The 16434-nt window shown below is 66.9% G+C and carries 17 protein-coding genes; 11 read left to right on the plus strand and 6 right to left on the minus strand.

What is annotated here, in order from left to right; translation table 11 throughout:
• Positions 1 to 76: 76 nt before the first annotated feature.
• The 6 genes from zipA to ABE543_RS10040 form a co-directional block, all read right to left on the minus strand.
• Positions 77 to 817, minus strand: a complete 741-nt coding sequence (gene zipA / locus ABE543_RS10015; protein WP_111186144.1) for a cell division protein ZipA — start codon at positions 815 to 817, stop codon at positions 77 to 79.
• 46 nt (positions 818 to 863) lie between these two features.
• Complete coding sequence (gene smc / locus ABE543_RS10020; RefSeq protein WP_065176046.1) at positions 864 to 4367, minus strand: chromosome segregation protein SMC; 3504 nt, start codon at positions 4365 to 4367, stop codon at positions 864 to 866.
• A 235-nt stretch (positions 4368 to 4602) separates the two neighbouring features.
• Positions 4603 to 5052 carry a 50S ribosomal protein L9 gene (rplI, locus tag ABE543_RS10025; RefSeq protein ID WP_053515452.1) on the minus strand — a complete coding sequence of 150 codons (450 nt, stop codon included), beginning with the start codon at positions 5050 to 5052 and terminating at the stop codon, positions 4603 to 4605.
• A 104-nt stretch (positions 5053 to 5156) separates the two neighbouring features.
• Positions 5157 to 5387, minus strand: a complete 231-nt coding sequence (gene rpsR, locus ABE543_RS10030; RefSeq protein WP_002804494.1) for a 30S ribosomal protein S18 — start codon at positions 5385 to 5387, stop codon at positions 5157 to 5159.
• An 11-nt stretch (positions 5388 to 5398) separates the two neighbouring features.
• Positions 5399 to 5836 carry a 30S ribosomal protein S6 gene (rpsF, locus tag ABE543_RS10035; protein WP_053515451.1) on the minus strand — a complete coding sequence of 146 codons (438 nt, stop codon included), beginning with the start codon at positions 5834 to 5836 and terminating at the stop codon, positions 5399 to 5401.
• 205 nt (positions 5837 to 6041) lie between these two features.
• Positions 6042 to 6380, minus strand: coding sequence for an iron-sulfur cluster assembly accessory protein (locus ABE543_RS10040; protein WP_053515449.1), 339 nt, complete (start codon positions 6378 to 6380; stop codon positions 6042 to 6044).
• A gap of 127 nt (positions 6381 to 6507) precedes the next feature.
• Here ABE543_RS10040 and asnS point away from each other — a divergent pair, with 127 nt between their 5' ends.
• From asnS to ABE543_RS10095, 11 genes are all read left to right on the plus strand, one after another.
• Positions 6508 to 7902: an asparagine--tRNA ligase gene (asnS, locus tag ABE543_RS10045; protein WP_065182902.1), complete on the plus strand. Its 1395-nt coding sequence runs from the start codon at positions 6508 to 6510 to the stop codon at positions 7900 to 7902.
• Positions 7903 to 7934: 32 nt separating this feature from the next.
• Complete coding sequence (locus ABE543_RS10050) at positions 7935 to 8234, plus strand: hypothetical protein (protein ID WP_053515445.1); 300 nt, start codon at positions 7935 to 7937, stop codon at positions 8232 to 8234.
• A gap of 7 nt (positions 8235 to 8241) precedes the next feature.
• Entirely contained in the window at positions 8242 to 8556 is a 315-nt protein-coding gene (locus tag ABE543_RS10055; RefSeq protein WP_053515443.1) for a hypothetical protein, read from the plus strand.
• A gap of 10 nt (positions 8557 to 8566) precedes the next feature.
• Positions 8567 to 9205, plus strand: coding sequence for an FMN-binding negative transcriptional regulator (locus ABE543_RS10060; protein ID WP_180876887.1), 639 nt, complete (start codon positions 8567 to 8569; stop codon positions 9203 to 9205).
• Between the two features lie 70 nt (positions 9206 to 9275).
• Positions 9276 to 9938 (plus strand): carbonate dehydratase, encoded by a 663-nt coding sequence (gene can / locus ABE543_RS10065; RefSeq protein WP_065176047.1) that lies wholly within the window; start codon positions 9276 to 9278, stop codon positions 9936 to 9938.
• A 19-nt stretch (positions 9939 to 9957) separates the two neighbouring features.
• On the plus strand, positions 9958 to 10479 hold the full coding sequence (locus ABE543_RS10070) for a 3-hydroxyanthranilate 3,4-dioxygenase (RefSeq protein ID WP_197571717.1): 522 nt from the start codon (positions 9958 to 9960) through the stop codon (positions 10477 to 10479).
• Positions 10480 to 10648: 169 nt separating this feature from the next.
• A complete protein-coding gene (kynU, locus tag ABE543_RS10075) occupies positions 10649 to 11923 on the plus strand; it encodes a kynureninase (RefSeq protein ID WP_053515435.1) in 1275 nt (424 codons plus the stop codon).
• 31 nt (positions 11924 to 11954) lie between these two features.
• Positions 11955 to 13322, plus strand: a complete 1368-nt coding sequence (locus tag ABE543_RS10080) for an NAD(P)/FAD-dependent oxidoreductase (RefSeq protein ID WP_128987769.1) — start codon at positions 11955 to 11957, stop codon at positions 13320 to 13322.
• Positions 13322 to 14761 (plus strand): exodeoxyribonuclease I, encoded by a 1440-nt coding sequence (sbcB, locus tag ABE543_RS10085; RefSeq protein ID WP_253120032.1) that lies wholly within the window; start codon positions 13322 to 13324, stop codon positions 14759 to 14761. Before ABE543_RS10080 ends, sbcB begins: the two co-directional genes overlap by 1 nt.
• A complete protein-coding gene (locus tag ABE543_RS10090; protein ID WP_053515430.1) occupies positions 14758 to 15444 on the plus strand; it encodes a DUF2461 domain-containing protein in 687 nt (228 codons plus the stop codon). Before sbcB ends, ABE543_RS10090 begins: the two co-directional genes overlap by 4 nt.
• On the plus strand, positions 15444 to 16424 hold the full coding sequence (locus ABE543_RS10095; protein ID WP_346475649.1) for an aldo/keto reductase: 981 nt from the start codon (positions 15444 to 15446) through the stop codon (positions 16422 to 16424). Before ABE543_RS10090 ends, ABE543_RS10095 begins: the two co-directional genes overlap by 1 nt.
• The last annotated feature ends 10 nt before the right edge of the window (positions 16425 to 16434 follow it).

A 16434-nucleotide genomic window follows, 5' to 3' on the forward strand; every position in this document is an offset into this window, starting at 1 on the left:
CTTCATCCACGCAGGCGATGGATCTGCCGTGGTGGTGGGTGCCGACCGTGGGTCGGCATGCCCGGGATGACCGCGCTTACCAGCGCGGGGTCTTGGTCAGGGGCGGCGCCTGGTGCTGGCGGTCATAGGCACGCAGCTCGTCACGGATGTGGGCGATGCGCTGGCGGCCGAGCGCGTTGCGGCTGTCGTCCAGCACCACGCCATCCAGCAGCTCGGCCATGCGCTGCACGGTCGGCAGCATCTTCTCCCAGGCATCGAGCGCGGTCAGCGGCGCCGGCAGGGTCAGGAAGAAGGCGATGGCCGGCGTCTCCATGGCGCGGATGTTGGCCATGTCGAAACTGCCCGGCTTCATGATGCTGGCCATCGAGAAGATCGGCCCCCGTTCCGGATGGCCCTCCACCAGACGATGGAACACGTTCATGTGGCCGAACACCAGACCGGTTTTCTCGGCCGCCACGACGATGTCCTCGCCCCGCAGCTGCTCGCCGGCCCGTGCGGCCACGAACAGCGAGACGATCTTGTCGAAATCCTGGGTGGCGCGCTTGCCCAGGTCGCTGGCCGCGCCGGCGTCGGTGTCGGCAAGGCCCAGTTCGGCCTGTTGACCCTCTTCGCCCAGTGCCGGATCGAGGCGGGTATCGGCCAACGGTACGCCGTCCTCGCCCAGGACAGGTTCGCGGCGCTCGCTGCTGGTCGGTTCGGTGCCTTCCACGCGGCGGCCCTGGGGCTTCTTCTTCGGACGGCCAAACAGGAAGATCGCGGCGATCAACAGCAGGCCGGCGGCCAGGATGCCGATGCGCAACAGTGCCGTGTCGGACATTCGATAGGTTCTCCGGCTAGTTCATTCAGGTAACTAGGATGGCACGTCAGGCCGCGCCCGCCAATCGCGCGGCCTCTTCCAGGTCCACGCTGACCAGGCGGCTGACGCCCGGCTCGCGCATGGTCACGCCCGACAGCTGCTGCGCAGCTTCCATCGTCGCCTTGTTGTGGCTGACGAACAGGAACTGCACCTTCTCGCTCATTTCCTTGACCATGTTGGCCAGGCGGCCCACGTTGGCCTCGTCCAGCGGTGCGTCCACTTCGTCCAGCAGGCAGAACGGCGCCGGATTGAGCTGGAAGATCGCGAACACCAGCGCCACTGCGGTCATCGCCTTCTCGCCGCCGGACAGCAGCGAGATGCTGGATACGCGCTTGCCCGGCGGACGCGCCATGATGGTCACGCCGGTGTCGAGCAGATCTTCACCGGTCAGTTCCAGATAGGCATGGCCACCGCCGAACAGGCGCGGATAGAGGGCCTGTACACCGGCGTTGACCCGGTCGAACGTATCCTTGAATCGGCCGCGGGTTTCGCGGTCGATCTTGCGGATGGCGTCTTCCAGGGTCTCCAGCGCCGTGGTCAGGTCCACATGCTGCGAATCGAGATACTCCGACCGCTGCGATGCCTCGCCATACTCGTGGATCGCCGCCAGGTTGACCGGCTCCAGCCGGCGCATGCGACCGTCGATCTGGTGCACGGCCTGCTCCCAGTCTCCCAGACGGGCGTCCTCGGGCAATGCGTTGAGCAGGTCGGCCATCACGAAGCCGGCCTTCTCCACCGCAGCCTGCAGGGTGTCAGCACTGAGCACCAGGGCCTGCTGGTCCAGCTTGCGCTGGGAAATACGCTCGCGCTGCGCCAGCGCCTGCTCATCACGCTGGTGGCGGGTCTGTTCGAAATTGCGCAGCTCGGCGTCGATGCCGTCAAGCAGAGTACGCGCTTCGGCCAGCACGCGGTCGGCACGCACGCGCTCTTCCAGCGCATTCTGGTGCTCGGCCTGCAGCGATTCGACCGGCGAATCACCCTCGTCCAGCTGCGAATGCAGTTCGCCCAAGCGCGAATCCAGCTGCCCGCGCTGGGTGCTCATGCGCTCCAGCGCCTGGCTCAGCGATGCCACCTGTGCGCGCTGCGATTCCAGGGTCAGTGCCAGCGAATGCGAGCGTTCGCGCACCGCCCGTGCCGCTTCGCGGGCGAGGTCGCGTGCTTCGGCCAGCTGCCGGCGTTCGCTTTCCAAGGCCTGCCGGGTCGATTCCAGGTCGCCCATGCTGCTGACGGCACTCTCCAGCCGCGAACGTGCCTCGCGCGCCTGCTCGCGGTTGACCTCGAGGGTCTCCAGCAGTTGGCTCAGCTCGCCTTCGATGCGATCGATGCGCGTGCGTGCGGCCTCCACCTTTCCCTGCTGGCCCTGAAGCTGACCCGCCAGCTCGGATACCGCACGATGCGCGAGGTACAGCGCCCGTTGCGCATCTTCGCGTTGCTGTTCGGCGGCCAGCAGCTGCTCGCGGAAGCCGGACAGCTGATCTTCCAGCTCGACCTCACGGTTCTGCAGCTGTTCGATCTGCTCGCGCAGCTCATTGATCTCGCGCTCGCGCAGCAGCGCACCCTGCTTGGCCGCACCGGAGCGCGACACGCGCACCCAGCCCTGGCCGAGACGCTCGCCGCGCTGGGTGATGATCGAATCACCGGCGGGCAGCCGGGCCTGCAGGGCACGGGCCTCGTCCAGATCCCGCGCGCCATGCAGATGCGCCAGCAGGCGTCGGATCGCCGTCGGTCCGCGCACGCGCGCGGCCAGCGATGTCGCGGCGACGTCCAGATCGCTGGCATCGTCAGACACCAGTGCGATGCGGCCTTCGCCCAGTTCGCCCAGCGCATCGACCAGGCCTGCCGGGTCGTCCACCAGCACGCCTTCGATCAGCTGGCCGAGGGCGCTTTCCACCGCATTTTCCCAACCGGCATCGACATCCAGGCGCTCGCCCACGCGCGCGGCCGAATCCAGCCCGCGCGCCTTCAACCAGGCAACCGCGGCGCCCTGCTCCTGGCCGAGTGCGGCCTGCTGCAGGGTTTCCAGCGATGCCAGGCGACCGCGCAGGCCATTGACCTGCTTGCGCAGTTCGGCCAGTTCGTTCTGACCGTTGCGCTGCTGTTCCTGCACGGTGGCCACGCCCTGCTTGCGCTGCTCGACCTGTTCGCTCAGCTCGTCCAGTGCGGTCTTCTGCGTGTCGTGCTGCAGGTGCAGCTGCTCGAAGGCTTCTTCCAGCGCGTCCACGTCCAGCCCGGCACGCTCGGCGGCCAGCGCCTCGCGACGCCGGTCGGCATCGAGGATCTGCCGGTCCAGGTAGTCCACGCGGGTGCGCTCGACATCGCCGGCGCGCGAGGCCTCGGAACTCTGTGAGGTGTGCTGTTCCCAGCGGTGCTGCCAGTCGGCCAGGCGGGCTTCGGCCTCGCGCAGGCTTTCCTGCTTGATCTCGTTCTCTTCCTGCAGCGCCTCCAGCTGCGGGGTCGCGGCGTCCACCGCCTCGCGCAGCACCATCAGCTTGGCCTCGTCGCCACTGATGTGCTGGCCCAGCTCGGCCAATGCCTGCCGCGTCTCGTCGCGGGCCTTGTGCAGGCGCTGCGACAGCTCGCGCTGGTGCTGGATCTGCTGCTCCAGTCGGGCCAAGGTACTACCGACCTGGTAGACCGCGGCCTGCGCGGTATTGAGTGCGTCGGCCGCTTCCTCGCGGCGCATGCGCGAGGTCTCGATGCGGGCCTCGGCGTCGCGCTGGTCCGCGATCAGCTGCTGAAGCCGGGTTTCTTCCTGCGACAGGCCCTCGCGAAGCTTCGACAGGCGCCCATCGAGGCCTCGGAATTCCAGCGCCTTCCACTCGGCATCCTTGACCCGGCGCTCTTCCTGCAACGCCTGGTACTGCTCCGCCTGCCGGGCCTGGCGCTTGAGGTGCTCGAGCTGCTTGCTGATCTCCTCACGCAGGTCGCCCAGGCGATCAAGGTTCTCGCGGGTGTGGCGGATGCGGGTTTCGGTTTCCTTGCGCCGCTCCTTGTACTTGGAGATTCCGGCCGCCTCTTCCAGGTAGACGCGCAGATCCTCGGGACGCGCCTCGATGATCTGGCTGATCATGCCCTGTTCGATGATCGAGTAGCTGCGCGGGCCCAGGCCGGTCCCCAGGAAAAGATCGGTGATGTCGCGGCGGCGGCACTTGGTGCCGTTGAGGTAGTAGTTGCTGGTGCCGTCGCGGCTGACCGTGCGCTTGACCGAGATCTCGTTGAACGAGGCGTACTCGCCGGAGATGGTGTGGTCGGAGTTGTCGAAGATCAGCTCGACCGTGGCCTGCGAGACGGGCTTGCGGGCGTTGGAACCGGAGAAGATCACGTCGGTCAGCGAGTCGCCGCGCAGGCGGCTGGCCGAACTTTCGCCCATGACCCAGCGCACGGCGTCGATGATGTTCGACTTGCCGCAGCCATTGGGCCCCACCACGCCGGTCATGTTGGTCGGCAGATGCAGGGTGGTCGGATCGACGAAAGACTTGAAGCCGGACAGCTTGATCGTGGAAAGACGCATAGGGGTTCCGGACTGGGGCCGGCAAGCGGCCTGCGTTTACCCTCCAAGTCATTGATCCTGCTGGGATCGCCGACCGTGGAACGGGTGTGACGCCCTGAGTATACCGATGTGGCCGTGTTCTACGAATGGGCGTGGAACATCGGGGCCCGCGCGCCCGCCGGGCGGGCCGACAAAACAAAACGGGCACCCTCGCGGGCGCCCGTTCTGCGGTGATGCCAGGCCTTGCGGCGTGGGATCAGGCTTCAGCTTCGACGACGACCTTGACGGTGGTCTCGACGTCGGCGTGCAGGTGGATCAGCACGTCGTACTCGCCGATGTTGCGGAACGCGCCTTCGCCCAGGATGACTTCGCTCTTTTCCAGCGGCAGGCCGGCGGCGGTGAAGGCCTCGGCGATGTCGCGCGGGCCGACCGAGCCGTACAGCTTGCCTTCGGTCGAAGCATTGGCGGCGATGGTGACGCTCGCGCCTTCCAGCTTCGCCTTGCGGGCTTCAGCCTCGGCGTGGATGGACTGGGCCTTGGCTTCGTACTCGGCGCGCTTGGCTTCGAACTCTGCCTTGTTGCTCTCGGTGGCCGGCACGGCCTTGCCCTGCGGCACGAGGAAGTTGCGGCCGTAGCCCGGCTTGACGGTGACCAGGTCACCCAGGTTGCCGAGGTTGGTGACCTTCTGCAGGAGGATCAGCTGCATGGTTTTACTCCAGATAAGTTATTCGTTAGCGAGGCGATGCCCCGCAACAAAGGCTGTCCGAATAGCTGGCACAACGGGGCGGCACGCGGCCACCCCGCCGGGCATCAGACGTCGTGGTTGTCGGTGTACGGAATCAGGGCCAGGAAGCGAGCGCGCTTGACGGCGGTCGCCAGCTGACGCTGGTACTTCGACTTGGTACCGGTGACGCGGCTCGGCACGATCTTGCCGTTCTCGGTCAGGTACTGGCGCAGGGTGTTGAGATCCTTGTAGTCGATCTCCTTGACACCTTCAGCCGTGAACTTGCAGAACTTGCGGCGACGGAAGAACTTGGACATGGGAAGGCTCCTTAGGCGGCGGAAGCGGCGTCTTCGCCGGCTTCGTTGTCAGCGGTGGTGGTGGACTCGCCTTCTTCGTCGTCACGACGACGGCGCTCACCGCGCTCCGGCTTGTCACCCTTCTCGTCCTTGCTCTTCATGATCAGCGACTGCTCGGTGTCAGCCTCGTCACGCTTGATGACCAGGTTGCGCAGCACGGCGTCGTTGAAGCGGAAGCTCTCGGTCAGCTCGTTCAGCACGGCCTGGTCGGCTTCGATGTTCAGCAGCACGTAGTGCGCCTTCACCAGGTTCTGGATCGGGTATGCCAGCTGGCGGCGGCCCCAGTCTTCCAGACGGTGGATGGTGCCGTTGCCGTTCTCGACCAGCGACTTGTAGCGCTCGATCATGGCCGGGACCTGCTCGCTCTGGTCCGGGTGGACCATGAACACGATTTCGTAATGACGACTCATGTTTTTTCTACCTTTCGGATGTGGCCTTGCGGCCGGACAGCCCCCCGCCGTTGAGACCGCGGTGGGGCAAGGGTTCCCGCCAGGAAGGCAGGAAGCCGCGCATTATGGCGCAGATGGGGCGGCCGGGCAACCGTGGCCGAACCTGAACCCGGCAGCGCCGGGACCTGCCCGAGGACCGGCCGGCAGGCCCCCGGGGAAGCGGCCCTCAGGCCTTGTCGGCGTCCGTGGTGAAGCTCTCGCCGCAGCCGCACTCGGCGGTCGCGTTCGGGTTGCTGAACGTGAAGGTCTCGCTCAGGCCGTGCTTGCCGAAGTCGATCACGGTGCCGTCGACCAGGGCCAGGCTCTGTGCATCGACGTAGATCTTCACGCCGTCCTGGTCGAACACCGTATCGCCCTCGCGCTCGTCACGGGCCAGGTCGGTCACGTGGCCCCAGCCGGAGCAGCCGGTCTTGGTCACGCCGAAGCGCAGGCCCAGCGCGCCCGGGGTCTGGGCGACGAAGCGCTGCACGCGCTCGAAGGCAATGGGGGTCAGGCTGACAGCCATGGGACTACTCCAGAGGAACAGGGACATTATAGGGAGGTTGGGCCGCAGAAATGCCTCGCAAGCAGAACGCTGCAACCGGTAAACTCCCGTGTTCACAGATCGAGTCGATCAGCAGAGGATTCAAGTCATGACGGTGGTCAGCGTTGAACATGCGCTTGCCGGGAAGATCCCGGAAGGCGGCGAAGTCACGGTACGCGGATGGGTGCGCACGGTGCGCGGTTCAGCGAATCTGGCCTTCGTGAATGTGACCGACGGCTCCTGCTTCGCCCCGATCCAGGTCGTAGCCAACGACACCCTGGTCAACTTCGACGAGATCAAGCGCCTCACCACCGGCTGCTCGCTGGTGGCCACCGGCATCCTGGTGAAATCGCAGGGCAAGGGCCAGTCGTTCGAGATCCAGGCCAGTGCGGTCGAAGTGGTCGGCTGGGTCGAAGACCCGCTCACCTACCCGATCCAGCCCAAGCCGATGACGCCGGAGTTCCTGCGTGAAGTGGCGCACCTGCGCCCGCGCACCAACCTGTTCGGCGCGGTCACCCGCATCCGCAACTGCCTGGCCCAGGCCGTGCACCGCTTCTTCCATGAGAACGGCTTCAACTGGATCAGCACCCCGATCATCACCACCTCCGACGCCGAAGGCGCCGGCCAGATGTTCCGTGTGTCCACGCTGGACATGGTGAACCTGCCGCGCGATGAGAAGGGCGCGATCGATTTCAGCCGCGACTTCTTCGGCAAGGAGACGTTCCTGACCGTGTCCGGCCAGCTGAACGTCGAGGCCTACTGCCTGGCCCTGAGCAAGGTGTATACCTTCGGCCCGACCTTCCGCGCCGAGAACAGCCACACCACCCGCCATCTGGCGGAGTTCTGGATGATCGAGCCGGAGATCGCCTTCGCCGACCTGGCCGAAGATGCGCGCCTGGCCGAGGAGTTCCTCAAGTACCTGTTCCGCGCGGTGCTGAACGAGCGCAGCGATGATCTGGCCTTCATCGCCGAACGCGTGGACAAGAACGCGATCACCAAGCTGGAAGACTTCATCAACGCGCCGTTCGAGCGCATCGACTACACCGATGCGGTCAGCCTGCTGCAGAAGTCTGGCCGGAAGTTCGACTTCCCGGTCGAATGGGGCCTGGACCTGCAGACCGAACACGAGCGCTGGCTGACCGAGGAACACGTCGGCCGCCCGGTGGTGGTGACCAACTACCCCGAGCACATCAAGGCGTTCTACATGCGCCTGAACGACGACGGCAAGACCGTCGCCGCGATGGACGTGCTGGCGCCGGGCATCGGCGAGATCATCGGTGGCAGCCAGCGCGAAGAGCGCCTGGACGTGCTGGACGCGCGCATGGCCCAGTTCGGCCTGGACCGTGAGCATTACAGCTGGTACCGCGATTTCCGTCGCTACGGCTCGGTGCCGCACGCCGGCTTCGGCCTGGGCTTCGAGCGCCTGGTGGTGTACGTCTGCGGCCTGTCCAACATCCGCGATGCGATTCCTTACCCGCGCGCTCCCGGCAGCGCGGACTTCTAAGCCCCACCACCGACCACGGAGGTACTGCCCCCATGACCCTGTTCTTCGCCCTCTGCTTTGTCGGCGTCGCAGTGGCCGGGTTCAGTGCCTTCGTGATCTTCTGGCCGCTGACCCTGGTGCACGTGCGTGACCGCCATCCGGCGCTGGCACAGCGCTTCGGCAGCGGCGCCTTCCTCAAGCCCGATGCCCTGGCCTGGCTGCTGCGCCGCGACTACCGGCAGCAACCGGATCGCTCGCTGTCCGGCTTGGCCACGCCGGCCTGGGTTTCGCTGCTGACCCTGCTGGCCGGACTGGGCATGGCCGCCCTGCTCTGGCTGGCTTCGCTCTGGTAACGCATACATGAACGATCTCTCCGCCCCCCACGACAGCTGGTGGCTGGCCAGCCTCGGCAACACCCTGATCTGGGCCCGCCTGCGCGTGCGCCCGGCCGGCACGGCCGAAGTGCTCGACAGTGATGGCAACACCCTCAGCTACGACAGCGAGGACACTGCCCGCGCGCAGCTGTTCGACGCCGATTTCGTCGAATTCGACGGCCTGGACGAAGAAGATGCGCTCGTGCGCGGCTTCAGCCTGCATGAGGTGCAGCCACCGCACGCCGACAGCGACGAGGGCCTGCGTGGCCGCATGGTGCAATCGCTGGGCGGGCGCGCCTGAGCCCAGGCCGATGTTCACTCCGCGCGCCTTCGCCGAGACCGATCTGATCTGGCTGGACCGCCTGCTGGCGCGCGATCCGTTCGTCACCGTGCTCACCACCGGTGACGACGGCCTGCCCGAGCTGACCCGCGTGCCGGTGCTGTACCGGCGTGATGGCCAGCGCATCGAACTTCGCGGCCACTGGGCGCGGGCCAACCCGCAGTCGCGTCGCCAAGGCACCGCCAAGGTGCTGGTCGACGGCCCGCATGGCTACGTCTCGGCCAGCTGGTATCCGGACAAGGAACCGGCGGCACGCGTTCCGACCTGGAACTATGCCGCTGCCGAGCTGCGCGGACAGCTGCAGCCGTTCGACGGCACCGATGCGCTGGCCCAGCTGGTCGGCGACATCAGCGACCGCTTTGAAGCCAGCGTCGGCCAGCAGTGGCGGTTCGAGGCTGATCGTCCCGAGCACGGCCCGGAGCTGCGCGCCATCGTCGGGTTCCACTTCCACGTCGAACAGGTACAGCTGAAACTGAAGCTCAGCCAGAACCATCCCGATGCCAACCAGCAGGCGGTGATCGACGCGCTGGATCGCCTGCACGCCCCACCTTCCACCGAACTGGCGCAGTGGATGCGCTGGTTCCGCGATGAGGCCGCCAGCGGCGGCTGAACGCACCGACTCCCGCGACGACGCGGCCGGACAGCCGCGACTTGCCCCCACCGAGGTCAGGGACCCGAACATGAAAGACATCCACAAGCTGCTGCAGAACAACCGCGACTGGGCCGACCGCATCGAGAAGGAAGATCCCGAGTTCTTCCATCAGCTGGCCAAGCAGCAGCACCCGGAATACCTGTGGATCGGCTGCTCCGATTCGCGCGTGCCGGCCAACCAGATCATCGGCATGGCACCGGGCGAAGTGTTCGTGCATCGCAACGTCGCCAACGTGGTCGCCCACACCGACCTGAACTGCCTGAGCGTGGTGCAGTACGCGGTAGACCAGCTGAAGGTGAAGCACATCCTCATCGTGGGCCACTACGGTTGCGGCGGCGTGCATGCCTGCCTGCACAACACCCGCGTCGGCCTGGCGGACAACTGGCTGCGCCACGTCGGCGACGTGATGCAGAAGCACGCGGCGATCATCGATGCGCTGGAGACCGACGAGCTGCGTCATGCCCGCCTGTGCGAGCTGAATGTCATCGAGCAGGTCGCCAACCTGTGCCGCTCGACCATCGTGCAGGACGCCTGGGCACGCGGCCAGAAGCTGATGGTGCATGGCTGGGTCTACAGCTTGAAGGATGGCCGCGTGCGCGAAATGGGCATCGATGTCGGCTCGCCGGACGATCTGCAGCCGGCTTACGAGAAAGCGCTTTCCTATGTCCCCCGCAAGGGCAAGCGCGACTGATCCCCCACGGAGCCCGACCATGCTCGCCTCACCGATCAACCTGCACGCCTGGATCGAAGAACATCGTCACCTGCTGAAACCGCCGGTGGGCAACAAGATGATCGACAACGGCGACTTCATCGTCATGGTGGTCGGCGGGCCGAACTCGCGGACCGATTATCACTACGACGAAGGCCCCGAGTGGTTCTACCAGCTCGAGGGCGAGATGGTGCTGAAGGTCCAGGAGGATGGCGCGGTCCGCGACATCCCGATCCGTGCCGGCGAGATCTTCCTGCTGCCGGCGAAGGTGCCGCACTCGCCGCGCCGGCCACCGGGCGGCGTCGGGCTGGTCGTGGAGCGCAGGCGGCTGCCGCACGAGATGGACGGTGTGATCTGGCATTGCGAGCGCTGCAACCACAAACTGCATGAGGAGTTCTTCGCGCTGCAGAACATCGAAACCGACCTGCCCAAAGTCTTCGCGCGTTACCACGCCAGCCTGGAACTGCGTACCTGCGGCAAATGCGGCCACCTCGACCCGTTGCCGGCACCGGCGGCGGACTGATCGATCGCCGGGCATGGCGATTGCCGATGCATCCGCCGGGCATGGCCCGGCATGGCCGATGCGCGTGATCTCCGGGTAGCGCCGGGCCATGCCCGGCGAGCGTACTGCGCGGCATCACGCAGGCCCCAGGCGCTACACTGGCAGCCCCGTTGCAGCCTGTTGCCCGACCATGTCCGACCTGCTGAACCGCACCCATGCCATCGCTCTCGACGCCGCGGATCCGTTGCGGCCGCTGCGCAGTGAATTCCTGATTCCGCGCCACGGCGGCGGCGAGCAGACCTACTTCGTGGGCAACTCGCTGGGACTGCAGCCGCGCGGCGCACAGGCGGCGGTGCAGGAAGTGATGAAGCAATGGGCTGAACTGGCAGTGGAAGGCCACTTCACCGGCCCCACCCAATGGCTGTCCTACCACCGCTTGGTCAGCACGCAGCTGGCGCGGGTGGTCGGTGCGCTGCCCAGCGAAGTGGTGGCGATGAACACACTGAGTGTGAACCTGCACCTGATGATGGTCAGCTTCTACCGGCCAACCCGGGAACGACCGGTGATCCTGATGGAAGCCGGCGCCTTCCCGACGGACCGTCACGCGGTGGAAGCGCAGATCCGTTTCCATGGCTTCGACCCGGCCGACTGCCTGGTGGAGGTGCAGCCGGACGAAGCCAGCGGCACGATCTCGATGACCGCGATCGAACGCGCGATCGCCACGCATGGCCCTCGCCTGGCTCTGGTGCTGTGGCCAGGCGTGCAGTACCGCACCGGCCAGGCCTTCGACCTCGATGCGATCACCCGCGCCGCACGCCTGCAGGGCGCGCGCATCGGCTTCGACCTGGCGCATTCGGTCGGCAACCTGCCCCTGCGCCTGCACGATGTGGCGCCGGACTTTGCCGTGTGGTGCCATTACAAGTACCTCAACAGCGGCCCGGGGGCCGTCGCCGGGGCGTTCGTGCACGAGCGTCACCACCGTGACAGCACCCTGCCACGCTTCGCCGGCTGGTGGGGCCATGACGAAGCCACCCGCTTCCAGATGTCCCCGCAGTTCACGCCCGCCACCGGCGCCGAAGGCTGGCAGCTGAGCAATCCGCCGATCCTCGGCCTGGCGCCGCTGCGCGCTTCACTGGACCTGTTCGAACGGGCCGGCATGGACGCCCTGCGCAGCAAGTCGCTGGCACTGACCGGCATGCTCGAAGCCCTGGTGCGCGCGCGCCTGGCCAACGTGCTCGACATCGTCACCCCGGCCGAGCCGGACCGGCGCGGCTGCCAGCTCTCGCTGCGGGTGATCGCCGGCCGCGAGCGTGGCCGCGCCCTGTTCGAGCACCTGCGCTCGGTCGGCGTGCTCGGTGACTGGCGCGAGCCGGACGTGATCCGCATCTCCCCCACCCCGCTCTACAACCGCTACCTGGACGTCCACCATTTCGTCGAGGAAGTGGAAGCCTGGGCCGGCCTCTGAGCCGGCACCTCCCCTCCTGCTGGACAGTTCGTTGATCGCACATGCCTCCCGCTCGTTGAGCATCATTGGTGCCGGCCTGGCCGGATCCCTGCTCGCCATCCTGCTGTCGCGGCAGGGCTGGCGGATCACCCTGTACGAACGCCGTGGCGACCCACGCGTGGCCGACTACGAAAGCGGCCGCTCGATCAACCTGGCGCTGGCCGAGCGCGGGCGCAACGCGCTGCGGCAGGCCGGCGTGGAGGACGAGGTGATGGCCCGCGCGGTGATGATGCGTGGACGCATGGTGCATCCGCGCGAAGGCGCCGCGCAGCTGCAGCGCTATGGCCGCGACGACAGCGAAGTGATCTGGTCGATCCATCGCAGGGACCTGAACACCACGCTGCTGACACTGGCCGAGCAGGCAGGTGCCACCGTACATTTCCACCGCCGGCTGCATACCGTCGATTTCGATGCCGGCCATGCGCGCTTCATCGACGATCGCGACGACAGCCCGCACGACATCCACTTCGACAGCCTGATCGGCGCTGACGGCGCCGGCTCGGCGCTGCGCGCGGCGATGAACCGGCGCGCGCCGCTGGGCGAGGACATCGCCTTCCTCGATCACTCCTACAAGGAACTGGAGATTCCACCGGACCGTGATGGCGGCTTCCGCATCGAACGCAACGCATTGCACATCTGGCCACGGGGCCACTTCATGTGCATCGCCCTGCCCAATCACGAAGGCACGTTCACGGTCACCCTGTTCCTGCCCAACCAGGGCGAGCCCAGCTTCGCCACCGTCAATACCGGCGCCCAGGCCGAAGCCCTGTTCGCGCGCGAGTTCGCCGATGCGTTGCCGCTGATCCCCGACCTGCGCACGGACTGGGAGCAGCATCCGCCCGGCCTGCTCGGCACGCTGACGCTGGAGCGCTGGCACCAGCAGGGCCAGGCCGTGCTGATCGGTGATGCCGCGCATGCGATGGTGCCCTTCCACGGGCAGGGCATGAACTGCGCGTTCGAGGACTGCGTGGCACTGGCCCGCCATCTGATGGAAGCCGACGACCTGCAGAGCGCGTTCGCCGCCTTCGAGGAAGAACGCAAGCCGAACGCGCATGCGATCCAGCAGATGGCCCTGGAGAACTACCTGGAGATGCGTGATCGCGTCGCCGACCCGGCCTTCCTGCTGCAGCGCGAGCTGGAGCAGGCGCTTCAGCGTCGCTGGCCGACCCGCTTCGTACCGCACTACACCATGGTCACGTTCCTGCACACGCCCTACGCGGAGGCACTGCGCCGGACCGACATCCAGCGCGACATGCTGGTGGCCGCCACGATCGGCCATACGTCGCTGGAGAACATCGACTGGGCGGCTCTGGAGGCACAGATCCATGCCCGGCTGCCGGTTCTGGAGGGCGCACACTGATGGCTGACAGCTTCCTGTTCTACGACCTGGAAACCTTCGGCCAGGACCCACGGCGAACGCGCATCTCGCAGTTCGCGGCGATCCGCACCGATGCCGATCTGAACGAGATCGACACGCCGGTGAGTTTCTTCGTACGCCCCGCCGACGATCTGCTGCCCTCGCCGATGGCCACCCTGGTCACCGGCATCACGCCGCAGCGGGCACTGGCTGAAGGCATCAGCGAAGCGGAAGCGTTCGACCGCATCAACGAACAGCTGTCGCGCCCGGGTACCTGTGCCCTGGGCTACAACACCCTGCGCTTCGACGACGAATTCATCCGCTACGGTCTGTTCCGCAACTTCCATGACCCCTACGAGCGCGAGTGGCGCAACGGCAACTCGCGCTGGGACCTGCTGGACATGCTGCGGCTGATGCGCGCCCTGCGTCCCGAAGGCATCCACTGGCCACTGCGCGAGGACGGCGCCACGTCGTTCAAGCTCGAGCACCTGGCCGAAGCCAACAATGTGCGCGATGGCGATGCGCACGAGGCGCTGTCGGACGTGCGCGCCACGATCGGCATGGCACGCCTGTTCAAGCAGTCGCAGCCGCGGTTGTGGGACTACGCGCTCAAACTGCGCGACAAGCGTTTCGTCGGCAGCCTGCTGGACGTGGGCGCGCTGAAGCCGGTGCTGCACATTTCCATGCGATACCCGGCCAGCCGGCTGTGCGCGGCGCCGGTGCTGCCGCTGGCGATGCACCCGACGATCAACAACCGGGTGATCGTGTTCGATCTGGAAGGTGACATCGACGACCTGCTGCAGCTGCCAGCCGAGACGATCGCCGAGCGGCTCTACCTGCGCGCCAGCGAACTGCCCGAAGGCGTCGCCCGGGTGCCGCTGAAGGAAGTACATCTGAACAAGGTCCCGGCGCTGGTCGCCTGGAACCACCTGCGGCCCGACGATCACGCCCGCCTGGGCCTGGATGTCGCCGCCATCGAAGCCAAGGTCGAGCGGCTGCGTGCATTCGCGCCGCAACTGGCCGAGAAGGCACGGCAGGTGTACAACCAACCACGGGACGCCGTCGTGGCCGACGTCGATGCTTCGCTGTACGACGGCTTCCTCGGCAATGGCGACAAGCCACTGCTGGCCCTGGCGCGGACCACGCCGCCCGCAGAGCTGGCTGCGCTGGAAGGCCGCTTCCGCGATCCGCGCCTGCCCGAACTGCTGTTCCGCTATCGCGCCCGCAACCATCCCGACACCCTGGCACCGGCCGAGCGCCAGCGCTGGCAGGACTACCGCCGCCAGCGCCTGCTCGGTGACGGCCGCCTGGGCGAACTCAACCTGCCCCAGTACCAGCAGCAGCTCGATGCACTGGCCGCCGAGGCGCCGGACGACGATCGCCGCCTGGCCCTGCTGCAATCGCTGCGCGACTGGGGCCAGCATCTGCAGGAGAGCTTGTGAGCACCTATTTCAGCGACGCCAGTTTCAGGTTCCTGCGCAGCCTTGCGCGGCACAATGAAAAGGCCTGGTTCAACGACCATCGCCAGCAGTACGAAGACCATGTACGGCAGCCGTTCCTGCGCCTGCTGGGCGACCTGCAGCCCGCGCTGGCCGAGGTCAGCGCGCATTTCCGTGCCGATACCCGTGGCGTCGGTGGTTCGCTGTTCCGCATCCATCGCGATGCGCGCTTTTCAAACGACAAATCGCCGTACAAGACCTGGCAGGGCGCACGCCTGTTCCATGAACGCCGCCGCGAAGTGGCCGCTCCGTCGTTCTACGTGCATCTGCAGCCGGGCGAGAGCTTCGTCGGTGCCGGCCTGTGGCACCCCGAACCGGACACCCAGCGCCGCGTGCGCCATTTCATCCTGGACAACCCCGGCAGCTGGAAGGCCGCAGCGCATGCACCCGCCCTGCGCCGGCGTTTCGATTTCGAGCAGAGCGAGAAGCTGGTCAGGCCGCCGCGTGGCTTCCCCGCCGATTTCGAGTTCATCGACGATCTCAAGCATCGCAACTGGGTGATGTGGCGCTCGCTGGACGATGAGACGATGACCGGGCCGCGCCTGCTGTCCACGCTCGGCAAGGACCTGGCCGCGCTCGGCCCCTTCGTCGACTATCTGTGCGCAGCACTGGATCTGGAGTTCTGATGCCACTGGCCCGGCAACGCCGCCCGCTCGGCCGCACCGGCCTGTCCGTATCGCCGGTCGGGCTGGGCTGCTCGGGCTTCTGGGGCCATCGCCGCTTTGCCGAGCATGCCGCCGGAGCGATCGTCGAGCACGCGCTGGCCCAGGGCGTGAACCTGTTCGACACCGGCCACAACTACTCCGGCTTCCATGCCGAACCGCGCCTGGGCCGCATCCTGCGGCCGCTGCTGGCCCGCTACCCGCGTGAGTCACTGGTCATCTCCAGCAAGGGCGGCACACTGACCGGACAGGCCGGCATCAGTGGCGCAGAACAGCGCGATTTCTCGCCTGCGGCCATCACCGCCAGCTGCGAAGCCTCGCTGCGCAACCTTGGCCTGGATTACCTGGACATCTACCAGCTGCATGGCGCCACCGCGCACGACATCAACGACGATCTGCTCGATGCGCTGCAGCGCCTGCGCGAACGTGGCCTGATCCGCGCCACCGGCATCAACACCCACTCAGCCTCGACGCTGCACTGGATGCTTGCGCATCCACAGGCATTCGACGTGGTCCTGCTGGACTACAACGCGCTGCAGCAGGATCGTGCGCCGCTGATCGACCAGCTGCATGCGGCCGGAATCGGCGTACTGGCAGGCACCGTGCTCGCACAGGGCCACCTGCTGCCCAGCCAGCCTCGCCGGCCGAGATTGGCCGATGCCTGGTACCTGGCGCGCGCGTGGCTCAAGCCCAGCAGCCGCCGTCTGATGCGCAGCGCACGTGCGATGCGCCGGGCCATTGCGGCGATCGACAGCCAGCGTCCGGCCCAGACTGCGTTTGCCTACGTTCTGGGCCACCCCGGCGTGGCCGCCGGCATCCTGGGCACTACCCGCGTCGGCAGTCTGGAGGAGGTGCTGGCCACGCGACCCGAAGCACTGCGCCCCGCCGACCGGCAACGCCTGGTCGCCGCTTATGGCGACGGCAGCGGTTCGCCCAGTCATTGAGTCTTCACCC

The organism is Stenotrophomonas sp. TWI169 (genome assembly GCF_039674705.1).
In the GTDB taxonomy this organism is placed as follows: domain Bacteria; phylum Pseudomonadota; class Gammaproteobacteria; order Xanthomonadales; family Xanthomonadaceae; genus Stenotrophomonas; species Stenotrophomonas maltophilia_P.

Coding starts and splice junctions, on each gene's coding strand:
- zipA (WP_111186144.1), bottom strand. CDS start 817: ATGTCCGACACGGCACTGTTGCGCATCGGCATCCTGGCCGCCGGCCTG.
- smc (WP_065176046.1), bottom strand. CDS start 4,367: ATGCGTCTTTCCACGATCAAGCTGTCCGGCTTCAAGTCTTTCGTCGAT.
- rplI (WP_053515452.1), bottom strand. CDS start 5,052: ATGCAGCTGATCCTCCTGCAGAAGGTCACCAACCTCGGCAACCTGGGT.
- rpsR (WP_002804494.1), bottom strand. CDS start 5,387: ATGTCCAAGTTCTTCCGTCGCCGCAAGTTCTGCAAGTTCACGGCTGAA.
- rpsF (WP_053515451.1), bottom strand. CDS start 5,836: ATGAGTCGTCATTACGAAATCGTGTTCATGGTCCACCCGGACCAGAGC.
- ABE543_RS10040 (WP_053515449.1), bottom strand. CDS start 6,380: ATGGCTGTCAGCCTGACCCCCATTGCCTTCGAGCGCGTGCAGCGCTTC.
- asnS (WP_065182902.1), top strand. CDS start 6,508: ATGACGGTGGTCAGCGTTGAACATGCGCTTGCCGGGAAGATCCCGGAA.
- ABE543_RS10050 (WP_053515445.1), top strand. CDS start 7,935: ATGACCCTGTTCTTCGCCCTCTGCTTTGTCGGCGTCGCAGTGGCCGGG.
- ABE543_RS10055 (WP_053515443.1), top strand. CDS start 8,242: ATGAACGATCTCTCCGCCCCCCACGACAGCTGGTGGCTGGCCAGCCTC.
- ABE543_RS10060 (WP_180876887.1), top strand. CDS start 8,567: ATGTTCACTCCGCGCGCCTTCGCCGAGACCGATCTGATCTGGCTGGAC.
- can (WP_065176047.1), top strand. CDS start 9,276: ATGAAAGACATCCACAAGCTGCTGCAGAACAACCGCGACTGGGCCGAC.
- ABE543_RS10070 (WP_197571717.1), top strand. CDS start 9,958: ATGCTCGCCTCACCGATCAACCTGCACGCCTGGATCGAAGAACATCGT.
- kynU (WP_053515435.1), top strand. CDS start 10,649: ATGTCCGACCTGCTGAACCGCACCCATGCCATCGCTCTCGACGCCGCG.
- sbcB (WP_253120032.1), top strand. CDS start 13,322: ATGGCTGACAGCTTCCTGTTCTACGACCTGGAAACCTTCGGCCAGGAC.
- ABE543_RS10095 (WP_346475649.1), top strand. CDS start 15,444: ATGCCACTGGCCCGGCAACGCCGCCCGCTCGGCCGCACCGGCCTGTCC.